26 protein-coding genes are annotated in these 26,393 nt (G+C 60.1%); 14 read left to right on the forward strand and 12 right to left on the reverse strand.

Features of this window, described 5'->3' with window-relative positions:
• Positions 1-70: 70 nt before the first annotated feature.
• Entirely contained in the window at positions 71-2,206 is a 2,136-nt protein-coding gene (gene pnp / locus C1J05_RS00680; RefSeq protein ID WP_114868578.1) for a polyribonucleotide nucleotidyltransferase, read from the reverse strand.
• A 247-nt stretch (positions 2,207-2,453) separates the two neighbouring features.
• Positions 2,454-2,723 carry a 30S ribosomal protein S15 gene (gene rpsO / locus C1J05_RS00685; RefSeq protein ID WP_114868579.1) on the reverse strand — a complete coding sequence of 90 codons (270 nt, stop codon included), beginning with the start codon at positions 2,721-2,723 and terminating at the stop codon, positions 2,454-2,456.
• A 263-nt stretch (positions 2,724-2,986) separates the two neighbouring features.
• Between rpsO and C1J05_RS00690 the strand changes: the two genes are divergently transcribed.
• Positions 2,987-3,832 carry a DMT family transporter gene (locus C1J05_RS00690; RefSeq protein ID WP_114868580.1) on the forward strand — a complete coding sequence of 282 codons (846 nt, stop codon included), beginning with the start codon at positions 2,987-2,989 and terminating at the stop codon, positions 3,830-3,832.
• Between the two features lie 3 nt (positions 3,833-3,835).
• On the opposite strand, the gene C1J05_RS00695 is transcribed toward C1J05_RS00690, so the two are convergent.
• The 7 genes from C1J05_RS00695 to rbfA all read right to left on the reverse strand — a co-directional run bounded on the left by C1J05_RS00695 (position 3,836) and on the right by rbfA (position 8,672).
• Entirely contained in the window at positions 3,836-4,795 is a 960-nt protein-coding gene (locus tag C1J05_RS00695) for a calcium-binding protein (RefSeq protein ID WP_114872023.1), read from the reverse strand.
• 111 nt (positions 4,796-4,906) lie between these two features.
• Entirely contained in the window at positions 4,907-5,194 is a 288-nt protein-coding gene (locus C1J05_RS00700) for a DUF5665 domain-containing protein (protein ID WP_254684676.1), read from the reverse strand.
• Positions 5,191-5,718, reverse strand: coding sequence for a DUF1643 domain-containing protein (locus C1J05_RS00705; protein WP_114872025.1), 528 nt, complete (start codon positions 5,716-5,718; stop codon positions 5,191-5,193). Before C1J05_RS00705 ends, C1J05_RS00700 begins: the two co-directional genes overlap by 4 nt.
• Before the next feature lie 108 nt (positions 5,719-5,826).
• Positions 5,827-6,315, reverse strand: a complete 489-nt coding sequence (locus C1J05_RS00710; protein ID WP_114868581.1) for a hypothetical protein — start codon at positions 6,313-6,315, stop codon at positions 5,827-5,829.
• Between the two features lie 203 nt (positions 6,316-6,518).
• On the reverse strand, positions 6,519-7,430 hold the full coding sequence (gene truB / locus C1J05_RS00715; RefSeq protein WP_114868582.1) for a tRNA pseudouridine(55) synthase TruB: 912 nt from the start codon (positions 7,428-7,430) through the stop codon (positions 6,519-6,521).
• 94 nt (positions 7,431-7,524) lie between these two features.
• Positions 7,525-8,265, reverse strand: coding sequence for a phosphodiester glycosidase family protein (locus C1J05_RS00720; RefSeq protein WP_114868583.1), 741 nt, complete (start codon positions 8,263-8,265; stop codon positions 7,525-7,527).
• Positions 8,262-8,672: a 30S ribosome-binding factor RbfA gene (gene rbfA, locus C1J05_RS00725; protein WP_114868584.1), complete on the reverse strand. Its 411-nt coding sequence runs from the start codon at positions 8,670-8,672 to the stop codon at positions 8,262-8,264. Before rbfA ends, C1J05_RS00720 begins: the two co-directional genes overlap by 4 nt.
• An 85-nt stretch (positions 8,673-8,757) precedes the next feature.
• Here rbfA and dapB point away from each other — a divergent pair, with 85 nt between their 5' ends.
• The gene (gene dapB / locus C1J05_RS00730; protein ID WP_114868585.1) at positions 8,758-9,567 is read left to right on the forward strand and encodes a 4-hydroxy-tetrahydrodipicolinate reductase; all 810 of its coding nucleotides are present in this window, start codon (positions 8,758-8,760) and stop codon (positions 9,565-9,567) included.
• Between the two features lie 76 nt (positions 9,568-9,643).
• On the forward strand, positions 9,644-9,997 hold the full coding sequence (locus C1J05_RS00735; RefSeq protein WP_114868586.1) for a dihydrodipicolinate reductase: 354 nt from the start codon (positions 9,644-9,646) through the stop codon (positions 9,995-9,997).
• A 15-nt stretch (positions 9,998-10,012) separates the two neighbouring features.
• On the opposite strand, the gene C1J05_RS00740 is transcribed toward C1J05_RS00735, so the two are convergent.
• Positions 10,013-10,198 carry a DUF1674 domain-containing protein gene (locus C1J05_RS00740; protein WP_114868587.1) on the reverse strand — a complete coding sequence of 62 codons (186 nt, stop codon included), beginning with the start codon at positions 10,196-10,198 and terminating at the stop codon, positions 10,013-10,015.
• Between the two features lie 78 nt (positions 10,199-10,276).
• On the opposite strand from C1J05_RS00740, the gene C1J05_RS00745 reads away from it, so the two are divergent.
• The 7 genes from C1J05_RS00745 (at position 10,277) to C1J05_RS00775 (ending at position 18,812) form a co-directional block, all read left to right on the forward strand.
• Positions 10,277-11,569, forward strand: a complete 1,293-nt coding sequence (locus tag C1J05_RS00745; protein ID WP_114872026.1) for an RsmB/NOP family class I SAM-dependent RNA methyltransferase — start codon at positions 10,277-10,279, stop codon at positions 11,567-11,569.
• A 100-nt stretch (positions 11,570-11,669) separates the two neighbouring features.
• Positions 11,670-13,412 (forward strand): heparinase II/III family protein, encoded by a 1,743-nt coding sequence (locus C1J05_RS00750; RefSeq protein WP_114868588.1) that lies wholly within the window; start codon positions 11,670-11,672, stop codon positions 13,410-13,412.
• 18 nt (positions 13,413-13,430) lie between these two features.
• Entirely contained in the window at positions 13,431-15,020 is a 1,590-nt protein-coding gene (gene purH, locus C1J05_RS00755; RefSeq protein ID WP_114868589.1) for a bifunctional phosphoribosylaminoimidazolecarboxamide formyltransferase/IMP cyclohydrolase, read from the forward strand.
• 18 nt (positions 15,021-15,038) lie between these two features.
• A complete protein-coding gene (gene lspA / locus C1J05_RS00760) occupies positions 15,039-15,512 on the forward strand; it encodes a signal peptidase II (RefSeq protein WP_114868590.1) in 474 nt (157 codons plus the stop codon).
• Positions 15,513-15,563: 51 nt separating this feature from the next.
• Complete coding sequence (locus C1J05_RS00765) at positions 15,564-16,073, forward strand: DUF3035 domain-containing protein (RefSeq protein ID WP_114868591.1); 510 nt, start codon at positions 15,564-15,566, stop codon at positions 16,071-16,073.
• A gap of 82 nt (positions 16,074-16,155) precedes the next feature.
• The gene (locus C1J05_RS00770) at positions 16,156-17,502 is read left to right on the forward strand and encodes a M16 family metallopeptidase (RefSeq protein WP_114868592.1); all 1,347 of its coding nucleotides are present in this window, start codon (positions 16,156-16,158) and stop codon (positions 17,500-17,502) included.
• Positions 17,499-18,812, forward strand: coding sequence for a M16 family metallopeptidase (locus tag C1J05_RS00775; protein ID WP_114868593.1), 1,314 nt, complete (start codon positions 17,499-17,501; stop codon positions 18,810-18,812). The genes C1J05_RS00770 and C1J05_RS00775 overlap by 4 nt, the downstream gene beginning before the upstream one ends.
• Before the next feature lie 30 nt (positions 18,813-18,842).
• On the opposite strand, the gene C1J05_RS00780 is transcribed toward C1J05_RS00775, so the two are convergent.
• Positions 18,843-21,188: an aldehyde dehydrogenase family protein gene (locus tag C1J05_RS00780; protein WP_114868594.1), complete on the reverse strand. Its 2,346-nt coding sequence runs from the start codon at positions 21,186-21,188 to the stop codon at positions 18,843-18,845.
• A 42-nt stretch (positions 21,189-21,230) separates the two neighbouring features.
• A complete protein-coding gene (gene deoC / locus C1J05_RS00785; protein ID WP_114872027.1) occupies positions 21,231-22,220 on the reverse strand; it encodes a deoxyribose-phosphate aldolase in 990 nt (329 codons plus the stop codon).
• A 211-nt stretch (positions 22,221-22,431) separates the two neighbouring features.
• Between deoC and C1J05_RS00790 the strand changes: the two genes are divergently transcribed.
• The 4 genes from C1J05_RS00790 to C1J05_RS00805 are packed head-to-tail and all read left to right on the forward strand — an operon-like array spanning position 22,432 to position 26,351.
• Complete coding sequence (locus tag C1J05_RS00790) at positions 22,432-23,394, forward strand: metal ABC transporter solute-binding protein, Zn/Mn family (protein WP_114868595.1); 963 nt, start codon at positions 22,432-22,434, stop codon at positions 23,392-23,394.
• A 3-nt stretch (positions 23,395-23,397) separates the two neighbouring features.
• Positions 23,398-24,204: a metal ABC transporter ATP-binding protein gene (locus tag C1J05_RS00795; protein ID WP_114868596.1), complete on the forward strand. Its 807-nt coding sequence runs from the start codon at positions 23,398-23,400 to the stop codon at positions 24,202-24,204.
• Between the two features lie 6 nt (positions 24,205-24,210).
• Positions 24,211-25,416 (forward strand): metal ABC transporter permease, encoded by a 1,206-nt coding sequence (locus C1J05_RS00800; protein ID WP_114868597.1) that lies wholly within the window; start codon positions 24,211-24,213, stop codon positions 25,414-25,416.
• A complete protein-coding gene (locus C1J05_RS00805; RefSeq protein ID WP_114868598.1) occupies positions 25,413-26,351 on the forward strand; it encodes a metal ABC transporter permease in 939 nt (312 codons plus the stop codon). The genes C1J05_RS00800 and C1J05_RS00805 overlap by 4 nt, the downstream gene beginning before the upstream one ends.
• The last annotated feature ends 42 nt before the right edge of the window (positions 26,352-26,393 follow it).

Raw genomic sequence — 26,393 nt, forward strand, 5'->3', positions numbered from 1 at the left:
CGCTTGGTGACATAAAAAAAAGCCCCGGCGTTTCCACCGGGGCTTTCTGTTTTAACAGAGAAACGGCAGCTTATTCGGCTGCGTTCTCTTCTTTCTTGATCTCTTCGCCAGTTTCCTGATCGACAACTTTCATCGACAGGCGCACCTTGCCGCGATCATCAAAGCCCAGCAGTTTGACTTTGACTTCCTGACCTTCCTTCAGAACGTCCGAAGGGTGGTTCAGGCGGCGGTTTTCGATCTGCGACACGTGCACCAGACCATCGCGTTTTCCAAAGAAGTTCACGAAGGCACCGAAATCGACGATCTTCACAACCGTACCGGTGTAAATCGCGCCTTCTTCCGGTTCTGCCACGATCGAATAGATCATGTCATAGGCCTTTTTGATGGCTTCGGCATTGGGCGATGCGATCTTGATGATACCGTCGTCGTTGATATCAACCTTGGCGCCCGACATTTCGACGATTTCGCGGATCACTTTACCACCCGATCCGATAACTTCGCGGATCTTGTCTGTGGGCACCTGCATGGTTTCAATGCGCGGTGCGTGGATGCTGAAATCAGCCGCCCCTGTCAGCGCCTTGGACATTTCACCCAGAATGTGGATCCGGCCGTCTTTGGCCTGAGCCAGTGCCTTTTCCATGATCTCGGGAGTGATGCCTGCAACCTTGATGTCCATCTGCAAGGATGTGATCCCTGCTTCGGTTCCGGCCACTTTGAAATCCATGTCGCCCAGATGGTCTTCGTCACCCAGAATATCGGTCAGGATCGCATAGGAACCGTCCTCTTCAAGGATCAGGCCCATCGCAACACCGGCCACCGGCGCCTTGAGCGGTACACCGGCATCCATCATCGAAAGGGAGCCGCCACAAACCGACGCCATCGAAGACGATCCGTTGGATTCGGTGATCTCGGAAACAACCCGAACTGTGTAGGGGAAATCGGTCGGTGCGGGCAGAACAGCCTGCAACGCGCGCCACGCCAGTTTGCCATGGCCAATCTCGCGACGGCCGGGAGGGCCAACGCGACCCACTTCACCCACCGAATAGGGGGGGAAGTTATAGTGCAGCAGGAAGTTCGATTTGAAATTGCCGTGCAGCGCGTCGATGAACTGTTCATCGTCGCCCGTACCCAGCGTGGTTACGACCAAGCCTTGTGTTTCACCGCGGGTGAACAGGGCCGATCCGTGCGTGCGGGGCAGGAATCCGGTTTCGCAGACAATCGGACGCACGGTTGTGGTGTCACGTCCGTCAATCCGCTTGCCGGTTTTCACGACGTCGCCGCGCAGAATGCTGGCTTCCAGCTTTTTCAGTGACGAACCAAGGTTCGCATCGCCCTGCTGCTCTTCGCTCAGCGATGCCAGAATGGCTTCGCGGGCGGCGGCAACGGCGGCGGTACGCTCTTGCTTGTCCTGAATGGCGAATGCGGCGCGCATGTCTTTCTCGCCAGCTTTCTTCACGGCCTCGTAAAGGTCGGAATAATCGACAGGTTGGAAATCGAACGGCTCTTTCGCGGCTGCTTCGGCCAGTTCGACAATCAGGTCGATCACAGGCTGAATCGCGTCATGGGCGAATTTGACAGCGCCCAGCATTTCCGCCTCGGTCAATTCGTAGGCTTCTGATTCAACCATCATCACCGCGTCTTTGGTGCCGGCAACAACCAGATCCAGACGCTGATCGGGGTTCATGCGCAGGTTGTGCATGTCATCCACGGTCGGGTTCAGAACGTATTCGCCTTCGGTGAAACCAACACGGCAGGCCGCAATCGGGCCCATGAACGGCGCACCCGAAATGGTCAGCGCGGCGCTGGCTGCGATCATCGCAACCATATCCGGATCATTGACCAGATCGTGGCTCAGCACGGTGCACATCACCAGAACTTCGTTTTTAAAGCCCGGAACAAACAGCGGGCGAATGGGCCGGTCGATCAGACGGCTTGTCAGCGTCTCTTTTTCCGACGGGCGCGCCTCGCGCTTGAAAAAGCCGCCGGGCACTTTGCCGGCCGCATAGTATTTTTCGTTGTAATGAACGGTCAGCGGAAAGAAATCCTGACCGGGTTTTTGAGCGCGCGCGTACGTCACGTTCGCCATTACACTGGTTTCGCCCAGCGTAGCGATGACCGATCCATCGGCCTGGCGGGCCACTTTGCCCGTTTCCAGTGTCAGCGTTTCTTCGCCCCACTGCATTGATTTTGTTGTTACGTTAAACATCTACGTTTCCTGTTTTGGCCCATTGGCCTTTTCATAGGGGGCGAATTCCCCCTGACTCCGATATCTTCTTTTTCGGGCGCTGGAGTCCGGGCGCCGGATTTCAGATTGTGCGGCTGTACAGGAGTTTTCGACCATTGGGAAGGGTGTGCATCCGCACGTTCGCAACGTTGCGAAAGACCACCTTCCAAAGAAAAACCGCGCCTCGCTGGTGCGACGCGCGGTTTTGAAAAACGTATTGGTGTCGGCCTTAGCGGCGCAGGCCCAGACGCTTGATCAGATCCTGATAGCGCGCTTCGTCTTTTGCCTTGGTGTAATCCAGCAATTTGCGGCGCAGGGCGACCATTTTCAACAGACCACGGCGGCCGTGGTTGTCTTTCTTGTGTGTCTTGAAATGCTCTGTCAGCGTGGCAATACGCGAGCTGAGGATGGCAACCTGAACTTCGGGCGAACCTGTATCGCCTTCTTTGGTTGCATATTCTTTCATGACACGTGCTTTTTCTTCGGCAGTAATCGACATCGGGGTCTCCTTTTGAAAAGGTTGATATGAATGGCGCAGGCCGGGATGTCGTCCAGCTCAGGCCCGTGGAGAATACCCGCCGCAAACAGAATCTGTGGCAGATGCGGGCGTATAAGAGATAAAACCGCTCTTTGCAAAGGGTTATTGCTGATCTGTCTGCTGCGGGTCGTCTTGCCGGTATTGTGTCAGCGCGTTCTTGCATCTGGCTGGACGTTTTTAATCTGATGGGCCATCGTTTCCGCCTAGGGCCAGAGGAGCGCCAGATGGAACCGATTGTCTTTGTTGCCGTTCTGCTGGCCGCGGCGTTGCACGCGCTTTGGAACAGTCTGGTCAAGGGCGGGGCGGACAAACATCTTTCGATGTGTGCCGTTGTACTGGGGCATATGCCCATCGCGATGTGTGCGGTGTTTTTTGTGCCGTTCCCCGATGCGGCCAGCTGGCCCTATCTGGCGGCTGGCATCGCGCTGCATCTGGGATACCAGTTTTTTCTGTTGAGTGCCTACCGGTCCGGCGATCTGACGCAGGTCTACCCGATTGCGCGTGGGGCCGCGCCACTGATTGTGACTGGCGTTTCGATCCTGTTTCTGGGTGTCACATTGCAACCGATGGAGCTGTTGGGCGTTGCGGTGATCGCGGCAGGCATCATCAGTATCAGCCTTGTGCGGCAAAGGGATGGGTTGCGAAATATCCACGCCGCGCAACTGGCTCTGGTCACAGGGTGCTTTATCGCGGCCTATTCCCTTGTTGACGGGATCGGGGCGCGGCTGGCGGGCACGTCACTGGGTTTTTACGGCTGGCTTTCGATCGGCAACGGCATCCTGTTTGCTGCCTTTACTGCCCTGTCGGCACCGCGCATTCTGCCACGCGTGTTTATAACCGCCCTGCGCACTTTCGCGGTGGGGGGCTGTGCGTCTTTCATTGCCTATGCGCTGGTGATCTGGGCGTTCACGCAGGCCCCCATCGCGCTTGTTACGGCGCTGCGTGAAACCAGTATCGTGTTCGCACTTCTGATCGGTGTCGGATTTCTGAAGGAACGTCTTGATCTGGCCAAAGTGCTGTCGACGATGATCACGTTGTTTGGCGCGGTTCTGTTGCGGTTCGCGAAATAGTCGCTAGCCCATCTGGAAAAGCGCCAGCAGCGCGGGGGATGCCGCGCCTTCCAGAACCTGACTCTGTGCGATCAGGATAATGGCATCCGCGTCCAGATCGGGCGCATCACTGACTTGGGCGATTGCCTGACCGCCCAGCAGAATAAGCGCGTCCTGTGGCTGGTCTGCATCCCTTACAATGTCCAGATGCGGCGCGGCGGCAGTGGCATCATCCCAAACCACGATGATCTGATCGTCCTGCGGGTGATAATCGACAATGCTTGCGGGCTGTCCGCCGGTAATCCAGTCGCCCAGTACGATTGTATCGTCCCCGTCGCCCGCCGTTACAACATCGTCGCGCCCGGCCAGTATCGTGTCGTCCCCGCCGCCCCCGTTCAGAAAATCGCGGCCTGCCCCGCCGTTTGATTGTGCCTCATCCTGCACGCCTGACAGAACGTCATTTCCCCAACCGCCGAATATTGTGTCCTGCCCGTCTGCGCCAATCAGGGTGTCGTCGCCCAATCCGCCGTGAAGCGCGTCATTTCCACTACCGCCGTACAGGTGGTCCTGCCCGTCGCCACCCACCAGAACATCGCTGTCCGCACCGCCAAGCAGATTGTCATTGCCGTTTTGGCCGTAGAGCTGGTCCTGATCATCGCCACCGCGCAATGTGTCCTGCCCGTTCTGCCCGTGCAGAACATCGTTTCCGGCGTCTCCGTCAAGCGTGTCGTTCCCGACATCGCCGAACAGATGATCGTCGCCCGGCCCGCCTGAAATATGGTCATCGCTGGCGTAGCCGTTGATCTGGTCGTTCCCGCCCATACCCTGCAAAATGTCGGCACTTGCCGTACCGGAAATAATGGCTCCGTCCTCGGGCAACAGCTGGTCCGGGTCTGTTTCCGGGGTATCCGGATCGTCGCCGGTTGGCACCAGCATCACAGACCCGACGGCAACAAGGCCCAGCAACCCGGCAAGCAAAAACATGATACGCATCCCACAACGCCACCCACCCGCCGGAGTTAACGCACGACGCGTGTGGCGCGGTCAAATGTAATAGTATCAGATGGTTAACGCAGGTTAACCCTGCCTGCCGCCTTATTGCTGCGTCGTATCCATCGACTCGAGGATTTGTGACGCCCAGTCGCCGAGAATTGGTACGAATTCCACCTGGCTTAACCACCACGCAACCACAGACACCAGCAGACTGGCGCCCAGCGCGGTGCCCAGACCAAAGGCAAGGCCGCGGGCAAGTTGAAACCACAACATGCGCCAGAACGAATTGTTGACCTTGAAAAACCGGTGGCTGTTCAGCGTCTCCAATGCCTCTGACATCCGGTTCATCGCCTCGGCGGTTGGCATGTCCTGTTGCGTTTCTTCGCTCATGTGTCGGCTCCGTTCATGATGCCCCAGCGTTCGGGATGCCGAGCATAGGCAATGTACAGCGGATGTTTGGGGTGGCCATCCTTGCTTAACCCCAGATGGAACACCGGTGTGCCGGTGTTGTGCAACAGGGCGGCCATTTGCGCCCCGCGTCCCAGATGCGCGCCATGTGTCCCCCAGGCCGCGACGACCTGATCGGCCCAGCGGCACCCTTCAATTATGGCCGCATCGTTTTCCGGCCCCACCGGATCCTGTGCGGCCCGCATCTGGCGCGGATCGGTGTCGCGCCATGCAAAGATATTGGTGACGCGAAAGCCGCCAAATCCCAGCGCCCGCGCCCGTCGCTCGCAGCGTTCCACGGTTGGATCATTCTGCACTTCGGTGGCGGTGGACGGGTTAAGCATCACGAACATGACCCGCTTGCCGGAATGATCCCAAATGCGGGTCAGGCTATAGCGGTACCGCTCGCAATCCGAATAGACGGCCACAGAGGGCGCGTCGCCCTTGGTATGGGTGCGTGTGATCATGCGCCCTGTTGTGACATTGCTGCGCGCAGGGTTCAACGCCAATGAAGGGGGCCGCCCCCTTAGGCAAGGGGCGGCCGGTGCCGATCCGGCGTCAGGAACTGTGCCGGATCAGATTGTCGTGGCGGCGCGCAGGCGCGACAGGTTCAGAATCGCACCGCGCGTTTCCATGATCCAGGCGGCAACAAGCGCATAGACAATATGGCCCCACAGTGCGACCCATGTGATGCCACCCCAGCCCAGAAATGGCGGGTTTCCGACCACAAGATGCGCCATGACATACAGCGCGAAAACCCAAAGCACGACACCGTAGACAACCGCCGTTACCATCCACGGCAGCGCCGGCAGGATCGCGCGTTGAACCGGGCGGGCGATGGCAAAGTAACCAACCGCGTAAAACACCAGTCCCGTCACCAGATGCAGCAAATGCGCAGCGCCGGGCGGGTTGGCTCCGAAAATGGTTTTCAGCGATGCGCCCGCCAACCCCACAGGGGCCAGTTTGGCGTATCCCAGCAAGGGGCTGATGGCTTGCCCGAAGGCATCAAAGGCCAGTGTGGCAAAGGCACCGGCAGTCAGGACTGTGGCAAGGGTTCGGTTCATGTCGGGTTCTCCGGTTCAGACAGGTTGGTGTGTCATCCCCAAGATGTGCGCGCCCATGTTGGATTGCGCGCATTGTCACGGTCCTATGATCCTTGTGGGGTGTTTTGAAACACGATCTGACACAAAGCCCGCGATTGTCTGACGTCTGCGTGAACCGCGTTACAGATACTGCCGGGTTTGCGGCAGCGATTGAAACAATCCCATCAGGACGCGGGCAGAAACACACGGCTGGGATGCAATTCACCGGCCTTGTAGACACCCACTGCCACGGCGCGCCCGTCCAGCGATGCCCAGCATTCTTCGCCGTAGTCGACATCCGATGCGATCACCATTCCGGGGTTGCCGTTGCGCAGGCGTACCGCGCCCTCGGGTGTGCAGCGCAGTTCCGGCAGATCGGCCAGCCCGATTTCCAGCGGTTGCAAATAGGTGTCAAGGTCCGGGGTGCGCGCCATGGCATCAAGCGTATCCAGCGTCAGCGCGCCGCCTAGGTCGAACGGGCCGGACCAGATACGGCGCAATGAAACGACATGCCCCAGACAGCCCAGCATCTTGCCCAGATCACGGGCAATGGCGCGCACATAGCCGCCCTTGCCACAGGTCATTTCCAACACCGCATGATCCGCATCGGGCCGATCCGTCAGAACCAGCTCTTCGACCCAGAGTGGGCGGGCGGCGATGTCCATGGTTTCGCCGTCGCGCGCCAGTTTATAGGCGCGCTGCCCGTCGATTTTCACAGCGGAAAACTGCGGCGGCACCTGTTCGATTTCACCGATAAAGCCGGACAGCGCCTGTTTGATCTGATCGTCTGTCGGGCGTGTATCGCTTTGCGCAATCACCTCGCCCTCGGCGTCATCTGTATTGGTGGCCTGCCCGAACCTGATCTTGAATGTATAGGCCTTCAGCGCGTCGGTAATGTAGGGCACGGTTTTTGTGGCCTCACCCAGGGCAACGGCCAGAACGCCGGTTGCATCGGGGTCCAGCGTTCCGGCATGGCCTGCCTTCTTGGCGTCGAACGCCCAGCGTACCTTGTTCACGACAGCCGTCGAAGTCGGTCCTGCCGGTTTGTCGATCACAACCCATCCGGAAATGTCGCGGCCTTTGCGTTTACGTGCCATGTGCTGTCCCAGATTGCCCAGTTGATGTAAGGTTCGGTGGTCCGGCTGCGCCCTTACACGCCGCGGTAAGGTGCCGTCAATTCGCGCGCGGCCGCTATTGTTCCAGCGGCACGACGGTGCCCACGATCGGGCCCAGCCTGAACCCTGCATCGTTGCGTTCAAGATCGGGTGCATAAAGCCGCGAAATGTTACCGTCGAAATACAGCGCATTGGGCAGCTTCAGCCCGTCGCGGAACAGCTCACCGAATTCGTGAAAGGTGACCGGCACGCTTGAAATTGCAAAGACCGCGCGTGTGCCATCGGCACTGGTGCCCACCCCGTTGCGAATATAGCGAGACGTGCTGTCAGGCAGGAACCGCGGGTGCAGTTCGCCATCAATCACCAGCATCGGGCCGGATTGCGTGGCAAACCTGCAGTCGGGCGTTTCTTCGACAAAGCGCAGCGTTTCGATCACATCGGCGCGGCCCTTCCGGATGCAGAAGACCCCGTTGGGCAAAAGCCCGAAATTGCCCGGTCCGGCATTGGTGATCACCCGCATCTGTTCGCGCCCGTTTTCTACATAATGCCCGACTGGCGCGCGATCTTCGTGGTACATTCCGGCATTCATCGCGAACCCCAGTTGCAGGTTCTGCTCGGCCAGATGCCGGTTGATTGTAGAAAAATGCCCGTAAGGTGCGCCGCCCTCGGCATAAAGGAACAGACGCATGTCGCTTTGCGTCAGGTCAGCTTCGCAAATCGTATAGGGCACATCCAGATAGGTCACATCGTTGCACACATCCGCCAGCGCAGGCGTGGCCCACATCATAAGTGCCAGCAATGTTGGCGCCGCTTTCATTCCGATGTGTCCGGTGTTTCTGTGTCGCGGCGCACATTGTCCTGATTCAGCATCCTGCGGGTGTCATCCATCCGGTCGAATGTTTCATCCAGCTGGAACCGAAGGTCAGGCGCGAATTTCAGGGCCAGCTTCTTGGACACCGCTCGGCGCAGTTCGCCCTTGTTGCGTGCCAGCAGCTTGATCACTTCATCCTGCCCCTTGCCACCGAGGGGCAGCACATAGGCGGTTGCGATGCGCAAATCAGGCGAGGTGCGCACCTCGCCCACGGTGATGGACATGCGGTTCAGATCGGGATCGTGCACGTCACCGCGTGCCAGAACCTCGGACAAGGTTCTGCGGATCAGTTCGCCAACACGCAGTTGCCGTTGCGACGGGCCGGGGCCATCATGAAACTTGTTCTTTGCCATAGGGCCCATCTAAGGGTTTGCGCAGCCTTTGCCAAGCGCTGCGCGCTTCGCTAGACAAGGCGCAACGCAGCGAAAGGAACACCACATGAGCGAGTTGCCGGGTATCGTCGTGACAGGAGCATCGGGCCGTATGGGCCAGATGCTGATCGAAACGATCCTGTCCAGTGACAAAGTGCGTCTGGTCGGGGCGATCGAACGCAAGGGCCACGACTGGATCGGTCAGGACGTTGGTGTTGCCATGGGGCGCAGCCCGCTGGATGTCCCTGTAGAACATGACCCGCTGGACGCGTTTGCCCGCGCACAGGCCGTGATCGATTTTACCGCGCCCGAGGCAACGCTGGAATTTGCCGCGCTTGCCGCACAGGCCCGTGCGGTGCACGTGATCGGCACCACCGGGATGACGCCCGAGCAGGTGGCCCGTCTTGAACCGGCGGCGCGCCATGCCGTGATCATCCGCGCCGGCAACATGAGCCTTGGTGTCAACCTGCTGACACAACTGACCCGCAAGGTCGCCGCCGCGCTGGATGATGATTACGATATCGAAATTATCGAAGCGCACCACAATCAAAAGGTCGATGCGCCATCCGGCACCGCCCTGATGCTGGGGCAGGCGGCGGCAGACGGGCGCGGTGTCGAACTGGGGGATGTCTCCGATCGCGCCCGCGATGGCATGACGGGCGCGCGCAAACGGGGCGATATCGGCTTTGCCGTGGTGCGGGGCGGCGATATTATCGGCGAACATGATGTGATGTTTGCCGCGATGGGCGAACGCATCATCCTGCGCCATATGGCAAGCGACCGCTCGGTCTTTGCCCGCGGTGCGCTAAAAGCTGCCATTTGGGGGCAGGACAAGGGCCCGGGCCAATATGATATGCTTGACGTGCTTGGACTCTAGCAAATATTTTACGGCAAGTGATCCAATGCGGCCCGTAGGCCGTATCCCAGTGTAAATAACTTGGTTGAGGTTTGACATGATCCGTTCACTTGCCATCGCATTCGCCACTGTTTTCGCGGCTGCACCTGCCTTTGCCGATTTTGCCAAGGTCGACCAGCGCGATGATTTCGTAAGGCTGATCAGCGGCAAGCAACTGACCCTGCCACTTGTTAATCTTGAGGTTGATCCAAACGGCAAGATCACCGGTAAAGGCGCACGCTGGGCCGTGAATGGTACCTGGAGCTGGCAGGACGGTTATTTCTGCCGCGACATCAATTGGGGCGGCAGCGATCTGGGTTACAATTGTCAGGCGGTCGAGGTCAAAGAGGGCCGAGTGCGATTTATCTCGGACAAAGGCACAGGCGATTCCGCGACGTTCCGCCTGAAATAAGCGTCGGCGATTGCGTCAGAAGTCTATCGCAATCCCTTTTTTTTCCCAATCTCCATAGCGGACGGGTTCCGGCCCGTCGCGCCCACCAAGTTCCTTGGGAAGCTTTTCATCTTTTGCTGCGGCACGACGCGCTTCGGCCTCGGCAAGAGCGCGCTGTGCGGCGGGGGGCAGTGCATCATTTTCGGGTGTGTCGTCGGCCATCTCGGGGTTCCTTTTGCGCTGTGCCCTTGATATATGCGCCCGTCCGACTTGGGCAAGGCACCAAAAAGGCGCGCAGTGATGGCCAAACCACCAACAGCTTCAGACACCGGCGTCGCCGCGCGACGCAGTGCCATATATCTGCTGGACCAGATACTGGGACAGGGCCGCCTGCTGCCCGAACTGGTCGGGGCCGGCGCGCTGGATCGATTGCCCCCCGATGATCGCGCCCGCGCACAACGGTTGGCGCTGGACACATTGCGCGGTCTGGAACGCGCGGATCGTCTATTGCACAAGCACCTGCGCAAACCCCCTGCGCTGACGGTGCGCAATGCGCTGCGTCTGGGCACGGTCGAACTGTGTCAGGGCGGCGCGGCGCATGGTGTCGTCAATGCGCTAGTCGAAGTTGTTGGCGCCGACCGTCGCAATGCCAAGCTCAAAGGTCTGGTTAACGCCGTTCTTCGCAAGATTGCCGCCGATGGCCCCGATGCATGGGCCGCACTGCGGTTGCCGCGCCTGCCCAAATGGCTGCGCGTGCCCCTGGTTGAGGCGTGGGGCAGCGCAACCGTCGCCGCCATCGAGGCGGCCCATTTTGCGGGCGCGCCACTGGATTTGACGGCGCGGACCGACCCGCAGGCCGTGGCCACTGCTGTGAACGGTATCGTCCTGCCCACCGGTTCGGTGCGGGTGGCAGATGCGGGGCAAGTGACGACCTTGGCCGGATATGCGCAAGGCGATTGGTGGGTGCAGGACACGGCAGCGGCCTTGGCCGTGCGTATTCTGTCGCCGCAAGCAGGCGAAACCGTACTGGATATGTGCGCCGCACCGGGAGGCAAAACCATGCAGATCGCGGCTAGCGGCGCACAGGTCACGGCGGTCGATGATTCCGCCGCGCGTATGGCCCGCGTGCAGGACAATCTGGACCGCACTGGTTTGAAGGCCGATCTTGTTGTTGCTGACGGGATGACCCACGGCGGCCTTTATGACGCCATTCTTCTGGATGCGCCCTGTTCGGCCACCGGCACCATCCGGCGCCACCCCGATCTGCCCTTTGCCAAGGACGGATCGGAATTTGGCGCGCTGATTGATCTGCAATCACGGATGATCGACCACATGTGGACCCTTCTGAAACCCGGCGGGCGCATGGTGTTTTGCACCTGTTCACTGCTTCCCGACGAAGGCGAAGTGCAGATCGAAGAGGCACTTGCCCGTCACAGCGACATGCAGGTTGATCGCGCTGCGCTGGACATTGACGGTGTCGATCCGGGCTGGATCACATCCGAGGGCGGGCTGCGTCTGCGCCCCGATTACTGGGCCGCACAGGGCGGAATGGATGGGTTTTATATGGCGCGTCTGCGCAAGATGGGCGGATGACCGCCAAGCGGATTTGCACGATTGTTATCTTGATCGGTGACACTGACCCGATAGCACAGTAACATACGCCAAACGCCAGCAGAGCGTATGAGGCAAGCAGATGTCCAGACCAGAACGTTTTTCGGTGCGGCGCACGCAATTCATGAACCGCTTTTACGCGCGTCTTGCAGCGCGTTCAAAAGCGGCCAAAGGCTTTGTGTCGCAACCCGAACCGCGCACCATCGGCAGTTTTGCGCGTGGCAGGCAACTGGTTGCGGGCAACTGCCTGTTTGCCGGATACCTGATCGAAGCACCCAATGGTGACGTGTGGGATCAGCGTTCGCCGGATCGCGCTTATGAAAAGGAATTGCATGGTTTCGGCTGGCTGGACGATCTGGCCGCCGTTGGCGATGGCGCGGCACGGTTAAGGGCACAGAACTGGCTTTGGGGCTGGATCGAACGCTATGGCAACGGAACGGGGCCGGGCTGGTCGCCGGATTTGACAGGGCGCCGCCTGATCCGATGGATCAACCACGCGATTTTTCTGTTGCGGGGGCAGGATTCGGCGCAAAGCGATGCGTTCTTCACGTCACTCGCGCATCAGACCCGGTTTCTGTCCCGACGCTGGCACAGCGCCGCGCCGGGTTTGCCCCGGTTCGAGGCGCTGACCGGTCTGATCTATGCGGGCATGTCGCTTGAAGGAATGGAATCACGGGCAGAACCGGCCATTCGCGCACTGGCGCGGGAATGCGCCAGCCAGATCGATGAACAAGGCGGCCTGCCCACCCGCAACCCCGAAGAATTGCTGGATGTGTTCACCTTGCTGACATGGGCGGCAGCCGCACTTGGCGAAGCGGGGCGGGAATTGCCAGCGGGCCACATCGCCGCGATTGAACGGATCGCCCCAAGTTTGCGCACCCTGCGCCACAGCGATGGCGGACTGGCGCGCTTTCACGGCGGCGGGCGCGGATTGGAAGGCTGGCTTGATCACGCGCTGGCCGCCAGCCATGTCAAAACCCGGCACCCTGACGGCATGTCGATGGGATACGCACGTCTGTCGGGCGGGCGCACCAGCGTGATCATGGATGCCAGCCCGCCACCCAAGGGCAAGGCGTCTTACAACGCGCACGCATCAACTCTGGCTTTCGAACTGACATCGGGGCGCCGCCCTCTTGTGGTGAACTGCGGCTCGGGCGGGTCTTTCGGGGCCGATTGGCGCCGGGCCGGGCGCGCAACGCCTTCCCATTCCACCCTGTGCCTTGATGGCTATTCCAGCGCGCGGCTGGGCAGCCTGACGCGCGGAGAGCAGCAAGAGGCACTGATAGATGCGCCCCGGCATGTGCCGATTGAAATGTCGCTTGCGTCCGATGGTATGCGGCTGGAAAGCGGTCATGACGGCTATGTGCCGACCCACGGTCTGACCCATGCGCGCATTCTGGAAATGACCTTTGATGGCCGCGGTGTGGTGGGCGAGGACATGTTGCTGGCAATTGATGACACCAGCATGAAAAGCTTTGACATGGCGCTGGAAAAATCTGCGTTGAAGGGCGTCGGTTTTGACATCCGGTTCCATTTGCACCCCGAAGTGGATGCGGCCCTGGATCTGGGTGGGTCGGCTGTGTCGATGGCGCTTAAAAGCGGTGAAATCTGGGTATTCCGGCATGATGGATCTTTTAAACTGTCCTTGGATCCAAGCGTTTATCTTGAATATGGCCGTCTGAAACCACGCGCGACAAAACAGATCGTTCTATCTGGTCGCGCAATCGAGTATGCGACGCGCATACGCTGGTCCCTGTCCAAGGCGCAAGACACCGCAATCGCGGTGCGCGACCTGAAACAGAACGACCCTGATGATATCGACTAAGCCTCTAAGGACACCTGAATGACCGACCTGATCCCTATCCGCCGCGCCCTGCTTTCTGTTTCTGACAAAACCGGGCTGATCGAACTGGGGCAGGCGCTGGCCGCACAGCAGGTCGAATTGTTGAGTACCGGCGGCACTGCAGCGGCCCTGCGCGCGGCGGGTCTGGATGTAACGGACGTGGCCGAGATTACCGGCTTTCCCGAAATGATGGATGGCCGTGTCAAAACCCTGCATCCGGCGGTACATGGCGGATTGCTGGCGCTGCGCGACAATGCCGAACACCAAAGCGCCATGGCCGAACATGGTATCGGCGCGATCGACCTGCTGGTCGTCAATCTTTACCCGTTCGAGGCAACCGTGGCGCAAGGTGCCGACTATGACACCTGCATCGAAAATATCGATATCGGCGGCCCCGCGATGATTCGTGCCGCTGCCAAGAACCACCGCTTTGTGAACGTGGTCGTCGATGTCGCCGATTACGCGGCCTTGCTGGATGAAATGTCGTCCGGTGCAGGCGCAACACCTTATGCCTTCCGCCAGAAACTGGCCCAGACCGCCTATGCCCGAACCGCAGCCTATGATGCCGCTGTGTCGACATGGATGGCCTCGGCTCTGAACGATCCTGCGCCGCGTCGCCGTGTCTTTGCCGGCACGCTGGCGCAAACCCTGCGCTATGGTGAAAACCCGCATCAGTCTGCGGCGTTCTACACCGATGGCAGCACCGCACCCAGCGCGGCAAGCGCCACACAGCATCAGGGCAAGGAACTGTCCTATAACAATATCAACGACACCGATGCCGCCTTTGAACTGGTCAGTGAATTTGCCCCGGAAAACGGCCCGGCCTGCGTGATCGTGAAACACGCCAATCCCTGCGGTGTGGCCACGGGGGAGACGCTGGCGCAGGCCTACGGGCGCGCCTTTGATTGTGACCGCACCAGCGCCTTTGGCGGGATCATCGCGCTGAACCAGCCGCTGGACGGGGCCACGGCAGAAGAAATCAGCGGCATCTTTACCGAAGTTGTGATTGCGCCCGGCGCAGATGCGGACGCCATCCGTATTTTTGGCAAAAAGAAAAACCTGCGTTTGCTGACAACCAACGGTCTGGCCGATCCGCGAACCGCCGCTCAGGTGGTGCGGCAGGTTTCGGGCGGATTGCTGGTGCAGGACCGTGACAACGGCCATATTGACGCCGCCGATCTGAAAGTCGTGACAAAGCGCGCGCCAAGTGCCGCGGAACTGGCCGATCTGCTGTTCGCCTGGCGGGTGGCCAAACACGTGAAATCCAATGCAATCGTCTACGTCAAGGACGGGGCGACCGTGGGTGTCGGTGCCGGCCAGATGAGCCGTGTCGACAGTACGCGGATCGCCGCGCGCAAGGCAATTGACATGGCCGAGGCACTGGGCCTGCCCGCGCCTTTGACCGTAGGGTCTGTTGTGGCGTCTGATGCGTTCTTTCCCTTTGCCGACGGGTTGATCACGGCGTCCGAAGCAGGCGCAACGGCGCTGATCCAGCCGGGCGGTTCGATGCGGGATGACGAGGTGATTGCCGCAGCCGATGCGGCCGGGCTGGCGATGGTGTTCACCGGCATGCGCCATTTCAGGCACTAGGTGAACGGCTTGGGGCATATGCGTACCGTGATATGGGCCGCGCTTGCGGCGGTTCTGATTGATCAGATCACCAAATACTGGGTCATCCACGGCATGGCACTGGCGCGGGTGCGCGCCATAGATTTATGGCCGCCGCTGCTGAATTTTCGCTATGGTGAAAACCGGGGCGTGAATTTCGGCCTGTTCGATCAGGATTCTGACCTCAGCCGTTGGGTGCTGATCGCCGTGGCAGTGATCATTATCGCCGCGATTTCCTATTGGATACGGCGCTCTGAAACCGGTATCTGGGGCTATTTCAGCGCCGGTTTGCTGATCGGTGGCGCATTGGGCAATGTGATCGACCGGCTGTGGTACGGATATGTGCTTGATTTTCTCAATATGTCCTGTTGTGGCATCCGCAATCCCTTTGTGTTCAATGTTGCGGATATTTTCATTTTTGCGGGGGCGATCGGGTTGGTTTTCTTTGTCAAAGACGGCAAAAAGGCCCCGTGACCTTGGAAGACGGATAGGCTAGACCTGTTCCAAACAGTCAGGAGTGCAGCAATGCGCCTTTTGCGCAGTACGGTATTGGCAATTACATCGGCCGCGGTTTTGGCGGGCTGCGCAGACACCGGTTTGCGCGACCTGAAAAGTGATTCCAGCGGACCGGACGAATTTCAGGTGCAAACCGTGAAGCCACTGCAACAGCCCACCGGGCTGACGGCGTTGCCGGTCCCGACGCCGGGCGGTGCAAACCTTGTGGATCAGCGCCCGATTGACGACGCGAACACAGCGCTGGGCGGGCGTGCTGCCGGATCGCCAAATGGCCCGATCCCGGGTTCGGACGGTGCGATCGTGACCTATGCCAGCCGGTTCGGCGTGGCCCCTGACATCCGCCAGTCGCTGGCGGAAGAGGATGCACAGTTCCGCAAGAACCGCGGGCGGTTCACACGGATACGCATCGTACCGGTTGATCTTTACAACAAGGTTTACGATGGCTTTGCGCTTAATCCGTTCGAGGTTGCGGACAGCTTCCGCCGGGCCGGCGTGAAAACACCGTCTTCCCCGCCCTGAAGACGTCACAAATTCGACAGGACAGCTTGAACCCTGCGGATTATGGCGTACCTACTGCCCGAATCCCGTGAATGGAGTGGTTATGCGTCGGATTATTTCTGTTTTTACAGCGCTCTGGTTGGCAGCGTTACCTGCGCTCGCCAGCGACAACACCGAACTTGTGACCCACTTCACGCTGGATAACGGCATGGATGTTGTGGTGGTCGAAGATCACCGCGCGCCGGTGGTTCAACATATGGTATGGTATCGCGCCGGATCGGCGGATGAACCCAAAGGCGCGTCCGGTGTTGCGCATTTCCTGGAACATCTGTTGTTCAAGGCCACCGACAATATGGAAGCGGGCGAACTTTCCGCGACGGTTGCCGCCAATGGCGGGCGCGACAATGCCTTTACCAGCTATGATTACACCGCCTATTTCCAGCGCGTCGCCGCTGACCGGCTTGAACTGATGATGCAGATGGAAGCAGACCGGATGGTCAACATCCGCCTGACAGAAGCCGATATTGCCACCGAACGTGATGTGATCATCGAAGAACGCAACCAGCGCGTCGAAAACAATCCGCAATCCCTGTTCAACGAACAGATGGGCGCGGGGCAATATCTGAATCACAGATATGGCGTGCCGATCATCGGCTGGATGCACGAAATGGAAACGCTTGATCTGAACAATGCGCTTTCGTTCTACGATATTTATTATTCGCCCAATAATGCCATTCTGGTGGTGTCGGGGGATGTTGATCCCGAAAACGTGCGCATGCTGGCCGAAAAATACTATGGCGCGATCCCTGCCAATCCGGCCCTGCCCGAGCGGCTGCGGACAATCGAACCGCCCCAGCGCGCCGAACGCCGTCTGACGATGCGTGATCCGCGTGTGGCGCAGCCCTATGTCAGCCGGTCCTACCTGGCGTCGGAACGCGACAGCGGCGCACAGGAAAAGGCAGCGGCCCTGACCATGCTAAGCGAGGTTCTGGGCGGCGGGCAAACATCGGTGCTGACGGAAAAGCTGCAATTTGAAAGCCAGATCGCGGTGTATTCCGGTGTGTTTTACAATGGTGTATCGCTGGATGACACGACCTTTGACATCGTGGTCGTGCCCAGCGTCGGCGTGACCCTGCAAGAGGCCGAAGACGCGATGGATGCGGCGATTGCCGAGTTCATGCAAACAGGCGTGGACAGCGAACAGCTGGACCGGATCAAGATGCAGTTGCGGGCCTCGCAAATCTATGCGCGTGACAATGTCGACCGGATCGCCAACCGCTATGGTCGTGCCCTTACATCGGGTCTGACCGTAGAGGATGTGCAGGCGTGGCCCGACCTTCTGCAGGCCGTGACAGAAGACGACATCATGCAGGCGGCGCGCGATGTGTTTGATCGTGATGCGTCCGTGACCGGTTGGCTGATGCGACCCGAGGAAGGGGTACTGCAATGAAACATCTGTTGGCAGCGGTTCTGACGGTCTTTCTGGCCATTCCGGCATGGGCCGAGATCAAGATCGAGGAAATCACATCGCCTTCGGGCATTGACGCATGGCTTGTGCAGGAACCGTCGATCCCGTTTGTGGCGCTTGAAATCCGCTTTGCCGGCGGTGCATCGCTGGATGCGTCGGGCAAACGCGGCGCGATCAATCTTATGACGGGGTTGCTTGAGGAAGGCGCCGGTGATCTGGATGCACGCGCCTTTGCCCGCGCGACCGAGGCGCTGGCCGCGTCGTTCAGCTACAGCGTCGATGATGATTCACTGGGTATTTCCGCGCGCTTTCTGACAGAAAACCGCGATGCGGCGGTGGCTCTGTTGCGCTCCACCATCAAGGAACCGCGCTTTGATGCGGATTCGATCGAACGGGTGCGCGCGCAGGTGATCGCCAACATCCAGTCCAACGCCAAAGACCCAAACGACATCGCAGGCGATGCCTTTGCCGCGATGGCCTACGGGGATCACCCTTATGGCTCAGCGCTGTCGGGGACGGAAAACAGCGTGGCCGCCCTTACGCGTGACGATCTGCTGGCCGCGCACAAGGCGGTGTTTGCCCGCGACCGTTTATATGTCAGCGCCGTGGGCGACATCACGCCCGACGAACTGGGGCAGTTGATCGATACGCTGTTGGGTGATCTGCCCGACACCGGCGCGCCCCTGCCAGAAGACGCGGATGTGACGCTTTCGGGCGGTATCACGGTGGTTGATTTCGACACGCCGCAATCTGTCGCCCTGTTCGGACAAAAAGGTATCGAACGGGATGATGATGATTTCTTTGCCGCCTATGTGATGAACCACATTCTGGGCGGCGGGTCGTTTGAAAGCCGCCTGATGACCGAAGTGCGCGAAAAGCGCGGGCTGACCTATGGTGTTTATTCGTATCTGGTGCCGCGCGATTATGCGGCCACCTACATGGGGTCGGTCGCTTCGGCCAATACCCGTATCGCCCAAAGCATTCAGGTGATCCGCGATGAATGGGCCCGCATGGCAACAGAGGGCGCAAGCGAACAGGAAGTGGCCGATGCCAAAACCTATCTGACAGGCGCCTATCCGCTGCGTTTTGACGGCAACGGGCCGATTGCCAATATTATGGTCGCCATGCAGATGCAGGGTCTGCCGGTTGATTACATCGCCACCCGCAACGATCAAGTCAACGCGGTGACGGTGGACGATGTCAAACGCGTGGCTGGCGAACTGCTGGACCCGGACGGGTTGCACTTTGTCGTTGTCGGCAAACCCGAAGGCCTGCCGGACGTCACGCAATAGGGGCGGGAATGCCGCCCCTTTTCACGCTCGCTATTCGCCGTAAGGCACCCAGATATTCTTGATCTCGGTCGCAGCGGCCAAAAACGGTTTGCCCTGCGCTTCTTGGGAAAACCAGTCCAGATCGCGGGCGTTGTTCACCCAGGTGCGTTTGAGGTTGCTGGCCGAGGCGCGTTCCACCACGCCTGAAACATCCGAAGATGAAAACGACCAGACAGCATCGATGTTCATATGCCCCGCCAGCGCAGGAGCAAGTTCTCCATGCGCACCGGTCAGGATGTTTACCACCCCTGCCGGCACGTCCGACGTTTCCAGAACCTGCGTGAAATCGGTTGCCGACAGCGGGAACGGTTCGGATGCGACCAGCGTGATGCAGTTGCCCATCGCAATTGCGGGTGCCATCACCGAAACCAGCCCCAGCAGCGGCGCGGTATCCGCGCACAACGCCCCGATCACGCCCACCGGTTCCTTCATCGCCAGCGCAACGCCGCGGATCGGCACGCCGTGCACCTGCCCATCATACTTGTCGGCCCAGGCGGCATAGGTGAACAACCGCTCGACAGCGGCGTCCACCTCGGCCTTGCCGGTGCGGGTGCCTTGCATCCTGTTCAGGCGGTCGGCAAATTCACCCGCCCGCGCCGAAAGGTTTTCGCCGATATAGTACAATATCTGTGCGCGCAAATGGCCGCTGGTCTTGCCCCATGCCTTGGCGGCATGTGCGGCCTCGATGGCGTTGCGCACATCCTTGCGGTTGGCCAGCGATGCATGGCCCAGCAGCGCGCCGTTCTTGCCATGAACCGGGCGCGAATATCCCCCGTCAGGCCGCGCCTGTTTACCGCCAATATACAGTTTTGCCGTCCGGTCGATCGGATCGGCGGGCGCGCCATCTCCGCCAAAAGGTGCGACCGGTTTCAGGCGCTTTCCTTTTGATTTGGGCTTGGTGTAGGCGGCCAGGCCTTCCCAGCCCCCTTCGCGGCCAAACCCGCTTTCGCGCACGCCACCAAATCCGGCGGCAGCGTCAAACAGGTTCGTGGCATTCACCCAGACCACGCCTGCGGCCAGTTTCGGCGCGATATCCAGTGCAAGGTTCACGTTTTCCGTCCACACCGTTGCGGCCAGCCCGTAACGTGTGTTGTTGGCCAGTTCGACCGCTTCGGCAGGGGTGCGGAACGTGGTTGATACCAGTACGGGGCCAAAAATCTCTTCCTGCATCAGCGGGTCAGAGACCGTCATCCCGGTGATCAGCGTCGGGGGGTAAAAACAGCCTTCAACCGGCATTTCGACGGCGGCATGATAGGTTTGCCCTGAAGCGTTGGCCGCCACTTTCTGCGTGATCATGTCCAGCTGACTGGGGTCAATGATGGCCCCGACATCAATACATTTGTCCAGCGGGCTGCCGATGCGCAGCTTGTCCATGCGCGCGCGCAATTTGTCATAAAACCGCTCTGCGATACTGTCCTGAACCAACAGGCGCGACCCTGCGCAGCACACTTGCCCCTGATTGAACCAGATCGCATCCACCAGCCCTTCGACGGCTGAATCCAGATCGGCATCGTCGAACACGATATAGGGCGATTTACCGCCCAGCTCCAATGTCAGCGCCTTGCCTGATCCTGCCGTTGCCTCGCGGATCCTGCGCCCGACGGCGGTTGATCCGGTGAACGCGATCTTGTCGATATCCTTGTGCGCGACAATCATTTCGCCCACGTCCCCGTCACCGGTAACGATGTTCACCACGCCCTTGGGCAAACCGGCTTGACGGCAGATATCTGCAAATAGCAGGGCGGTCAGCGATGTGTATTCCGCCGGTTTCAGAACAACTGTATTGCCCATTGCCAGCGCAGGCGCGATTTTCCACGCCAGCATCAGCAGCGGAAAATTCCACGGGATGATCTGCCCGCACACGCCGATGGCCTGCGCATCGGGCAGTTCGGTTTCCATCAGTTGCGCCATGCCGGCGTGATAATAGAAATGCCGCTGTGCCAGCGGAATATCGATATCGCGGCTTTCGCGGATCGGTTTGCCGTTATCCAGCGTTTCCAGCACGGCAAACAGGCGGGCGTGTTTTTGCAGCAGACGGGCAATAGCATAAAGATACTTGGCCCGCTTTGGCCCGTCCATATTCTGCCATTTGCGCTGTGCCGCACGTGCCGCTGCCACTGCGGCATCCACATCGGCGGCACTCGCCTGGCTTAGCGTGGCCAGCACCTCGTTATTGGCGGGGTTGCGGCTTTCAAATCCGGTGCCGGGGGCGGTAAAGGCCCCGTTGATGAAATGGCCGAACCGGTCGCCCTGATCCACCAGCCACGCAAACGCCTCGGCCGCGCTTTCGGGGGCGGGGCCGTATTCCATCGATTCATAAATGTCTGCCACGCTCATGCTTTGCCCGTTCCCTTGGTTTCAGGTGTGTCGCACATAAAATCACCCCACCGGATGGCGGTAGCCGGCGGAATACTGGCCCGTCACATAATGTTCCAACTGCCGTTCGATATCCCCCAGCAGCGATGACGCGCCAAAGCGGAACAGATCGGGTTGCAGCCAGCGATCGCCCAGTTCGTCTTTCATCAGGGCCAGATACACCAAAGCGTCTTTTGCTTTGGATATGCCGCCGGCGGGTTTGTATCCAACGCGATATCCGGTGCGTTCGAAATAGTCGCGGATCGCACGCACCATCACCAGTGTCACCGGCAGGGTCGCATTCACGCTTTCCTTGCCGGTCGAGGTTTTGATGAAATCCGCCCCCGCCATCATGCAGATAAGCGAAGCCCGCGCGACATTGCGCAAGGTGCCCAATTCACCGGTCGCCAGAATGGCTTTGACATGGGCAGGGCCGCAGGCGGCGCGGAATTCGGCCATTTCGTCATAAAGCGCCTGCCAGTCACCGTTCAGAACATGGCGGCGTGAAATCACGATGTCGATTTCCTGCGCGCCCGCCTGCACGCTTTCGCTGATCTCCGCGACGCGCAGGTGAAACGGCGACAACCCGGCAGGAAATCCGGTTGAAACGGCGGCGACCGGGATACCGCTGCCCTGCAACGCGTCCACAGCCGTGGCAATCATGTCATGATACACGCACACCGCCCCTGTGGTGATCTGGCCCATGCCCAGCGCAGACAGCAGATCGGCGCGCACCGGCTGGCGTGCCTTGGCGCATAACCGGCGCACCCGTGGCGCCGTGTCATCGCCTGACAACGTGGTCAGATCAATACAACTGATCGCGCGCAACAGCCACGCCGCCTGATATTCCTTTTTCACCGAACGGCGCCCCGGCAATGTGGCGGCACGGCGTTCGATGGCGGAAGTGTTGGCCTGCACAGCCCGCACCCATTGCATGTCAAGCGGCATACCTTGATTGCGGGCCTCGGTGACCAGCGGCAAATGCGCGGTCGTGGTGTCTGTCTGGCTGTGCATGATGGCTCCCTGCCACATCTTTCCCTTACAGCGTGTCACGGCAAACGACCCATGGCAAGATCGCCCTCGCGTCCGCTTTGCCCTGAACCGCAGGCGGATTCCGGCGCATCTGTAGTCGCGAATTATTCGCAATATCATTGACTTTGTTGCGAATGGCTCTCATATTCAATTGCAACAAGGCGAGTCTTCTCGCGGAAAGTGGGCATTCACGATGGTACGGCGTTTTTTTCTGGGGTTTGCGATGGCGGCGGCGGTGCTGGCCGGCCTCGGCTCTGCCGCTGTGGCGCAACCACAGATCAAGGTTGTGGCCACCACCGGCATGATCGCGGATGCCGCACGGGTTGTCGGTGGCGATCTGGTAGAGGTGCGCGCACTGATGGGGCCGGGTGTTGATCCGCACGCTTATCGCCAGACAAGATCCGATATCGTTGCCATGACGCGCGCCGATCTGGTGCTGTGGCACGGTCTGTATCTTGAGGCGCAGATGGAAGATTTCTTTGCCGATCTGGGGCGCAATCGCAACGTTGTGGCCGTGGCCGAAGCGGTGTCAAAGGACAAGCTGCTGGCCCATGACGATTACGCCGACAAATACGATCCGCATATCTGGATGAACCCGTCGATCTGGGCCGATGTCGTGACCGAAGTGGCCCGCACCTTGGGCGAAACCCACCCTGAAGGAGCTGAGGTGTTTGATCGGAACGCGGCCGCCTATATCGACGAACTGACACAATTGGCCACCTATGCCGATGACACACTGGCAGGCGTAGCGCCTGAAACCCGCGTACTGCTGACAGCGCATGATGCGTTTGGCTATTTTGGCGCGGCTTATGGGTTCGAGGTGATCGGAATTCAGGGCATTTCCACCGAAAGCGAAGCCGGTCTGAACCGGATCAGCGCGCTGGTGGATATGATCGTGGATCGTAACATCGGCGCCGTTTTTGTGGAAACCTCTGTTTCTGATCGCAACATGCGCGCACTGGTCGAAGGCGCTGCGGCGCGCGGCCACACCGTACGCGTCGGGGGTGAATTGTTCAGCGATGCGATGGGCCCCGATGGCACCTATGAAGGCACCTATCTGGGGATGATTGATCACAACGTTACCATCATTGCCGCCGCGTTGGGTGCCAACGCAGCGCCGCGTGGACGTCTTGGTAAATTGTCGGCGGGGTTCTAAGCCATGCAACTGGAACTGGCAGCACAAAACGGACATGTGACACCGCAGCACGATGTTTCGGACAGTCCGCTGGCGATCCGCGGGCTGACCGTATCTTACGGTCAGAAACCGGCGGTGTTTTCGGTTGATATGACAGTACCGGCCGGATCGATGACGGCCATTATCGGGCCAAACGGCGCGGGAAAATCGACGTTGCTCAAGGCGGCACTGGGCCTGATCAAACCGCTGTCGGGCCGTGTTACGGTCTTTGGCCAATCTGTCACCAGCCAGCGGCACCGTATTGCCTATGTGCCCCAGCGCGCCAGTGTCGATTGGGATTTTCCGACCCGCGTGATCGATGTGGTCCTGATGGGTCTTTACCGTGATCTGGGCCTGTTGGGCCGTTTGCGTGGAAGCCACAGGAAGATCGCGCAGGACTGTCTGGATCGCGTTGGCATGGCCGATTTCGCCACCCGCCAGATCGGCCAGTTGTCAGGTGGCCAGCAACAGCGCGTCTTTCTGGCCCGCGCCTTGGCACAGGATGCCGATCTATATCTGCTGGACGAACCGTTTGCCGGTGTCGATGCCGCCACAGAAAAGGCGATTATCGCGGTGCTGCACACGCTGCGCGCCCAGGGCAAGACCGTCGTCGCCGTGCACCACGATCTGACCACCGTGCCGGATTACTTTGACCATGTGTTCCTGATCAACACCACCCGCATTGCCGAAGGACAGGTGGATACCGTGTTCACCTTTGACAACCTGCAAAAAGCCTATGGCGGGCGTCTGGCCGGGGCGCAGATGGATCAGTTGTCCGGCGTTGCGGGGTAATCTGCCATGCTGCGCGACGCGCTGCTGTTGGGGCTTGGCTATAACGCCGCCCTTGTGGCCATCGGGGCGGCCTTGCTGGGTATCGCCGCCGGTGTAACCGGCACCTTTCTGTTTTTACGCAAACGCGCCCTTGTCAGTGACGCGATCAGCCACGCCACCCTGCCCGGTGTCGGGTTGGCCTTTATCGTCATGGTGCTGCTGGGCGGGGACGGGCGCAATCTGGCCGGTCTGATGGCCGGATCGGCCCTGTCAGCCTGGATCGGGCTTTTGTGCGTCAGCTGGCTGACCCGAAAAACGCGGCTGGCCGAAGATGCCGCCATAGGCGCGGTACTGTCCGTGTTCTTCGGCTTTGGTATCGTGCTGCTGACCGTGATCCAGAACATGTCCAGCGGGCGGCAGGCCGGATTGGAGGGGTTCCTGCTTGGCTCGACTGCGGGGATGTTGTGGGCCGATGCGATGATCATTCTTGTCGGTGGCGCGGCCGTGCTGGCGCTGGTGCTGCTGTTGCGCCGCCCGATGACGCTGGTTGCGTTCGATCCCGAATACGCGGCCTCAACCGGCATGAACGTGCGCCGGATGGATCTGGCGATGATGGGGCTGGTCATGGCCGTGACGGTTGTCGGTCTGAAAATTGTCGGCCTGATCCTGATCGTCGCGCTGTTGATCATCCCCCCGGTCACCGCCCGGTTCTGGAGCGACCGCACAGATCATGTCGTATTGCTGTCGGGTGCGCTGGGCGGCATTTCCGGTTATGTCGGCGCGGCTGTTTCCGCCTCGGCCCCGGCTTTGCCCACAGGCCCGATCATCGTTCTGGTGTGTTTCCTGTTATTCGCGCTCTCGCTGTTTCTGGCGCCCAACCGCGGTGTTCTGGCTGCGCTTTTGCGTCATCAGCGGTTCCAGCGGCAGGTGCATTTGCGTCAGGGCCTGCTGGCGCTGGCACAAGGCCAGCCGATCTATGAAAAACTGACATTGCGCCTGTTGCAGCGCGCCGGTCTGGCCCGCCCCGATGGCGTTGCGACAGATCAGGGGCGCGCCCGCGCGGCCAAGGCCCTGCTGGATGAAAAACGCTGGGAAATCGTGCGCGCCGACCCGTTGCAGGAAACCGCCGCGGCGCATTACGACGGGTTGACAGGTATCGAAACGGTGCTGACGCAGGACCAGATCAGGGACGTCGATGCGAAAATGGCTGCGCCGCGCATGGTGCCGGCATGATGGGGACCGAATTTGTTCCGCTGTCGCTACCGCCATTGCTGATCGGCACCTTCGCGGCGATTGCCTGCGCACTGCCGGGCAATTTTCTGGTGCTGCGCAAACAGGCGCTGATCGGGGATGCGATCAGCCATGTGGTGTTGCCGGGCATTGTGGTGGCGTTTCTGATCACGGGGGTCGTATCCACCTGGCCGATGATGCTGGGCGCGGGCGGGGCTGCGCTGATCGCCGTGGCCGCGATTGAGGCAGTGCGCCGACTGGGCGGCATCGAACCGGGGGCAGCGATGGGGGTTGTGTTCACCACCATGTTCGCGGGCGGTGTCCTTCTGCTTGAACAATCCGATACCTCGACCGTGCATCTTGATGTCGAACATGCCCTGTTCGGCAATCTGGAAAGCCTGATCTGGCTGGATGCAATGGGCTGGGCGTCCTTGTTTGATCCGGTTGCGCTGGCGACACTTCCGGTCGAACTGATCCGCATTGCGCTGGCCCTGATCGGTGTCTGTGCCTTTGTCGCGCTGTTCTGGCGCCCGCTGAAACTGTCCACATTCGACGAAGGGTTTGCCCGTTCTGTCGGGATCAACACCAACCTGATCGGCCTTGCGCTGGTGGTTGTGGCCGCAGTTGCCGCCGTTGCGGCCTTTGATGCGGTGGGGTCGATCATCGTGATCGCGATGTTCATCTGCCCGCCGGCCGCTGCACGTCTGATGACCAACCGGCTGGAACACCAGATCGGGTGGAGCGTCGGGTTTGCCACGCTTGCTGCGGTTTTGGGTTACGTTCTGGCAGGGTATGGCCCGCTGTGGCTGGGCGCGGATGACGCGGTCAGCGCTGCGGGGATGATCGCGACGGTTTCGGGCCTTATTCTGGCCCTGGCCGCGGTGTTCGGGCCGCATCGCACCCGCGCAGGCGCGCCCGCCGATCCGACCCAATCCTGACAGGAGCGCCGGAACAGTTCTTAAGGTGTTTACCGCTTTTTT

Origin of the sequence: Sulfitobacter sp. JL08 (genome assembly GCF_003352045.1) — a bacterium.
Lineage (GTDB): Bacteria > Pseudomonadota > Alphaproteobacteria > Rhodobacterales > Rhodobacteraceae > JL08.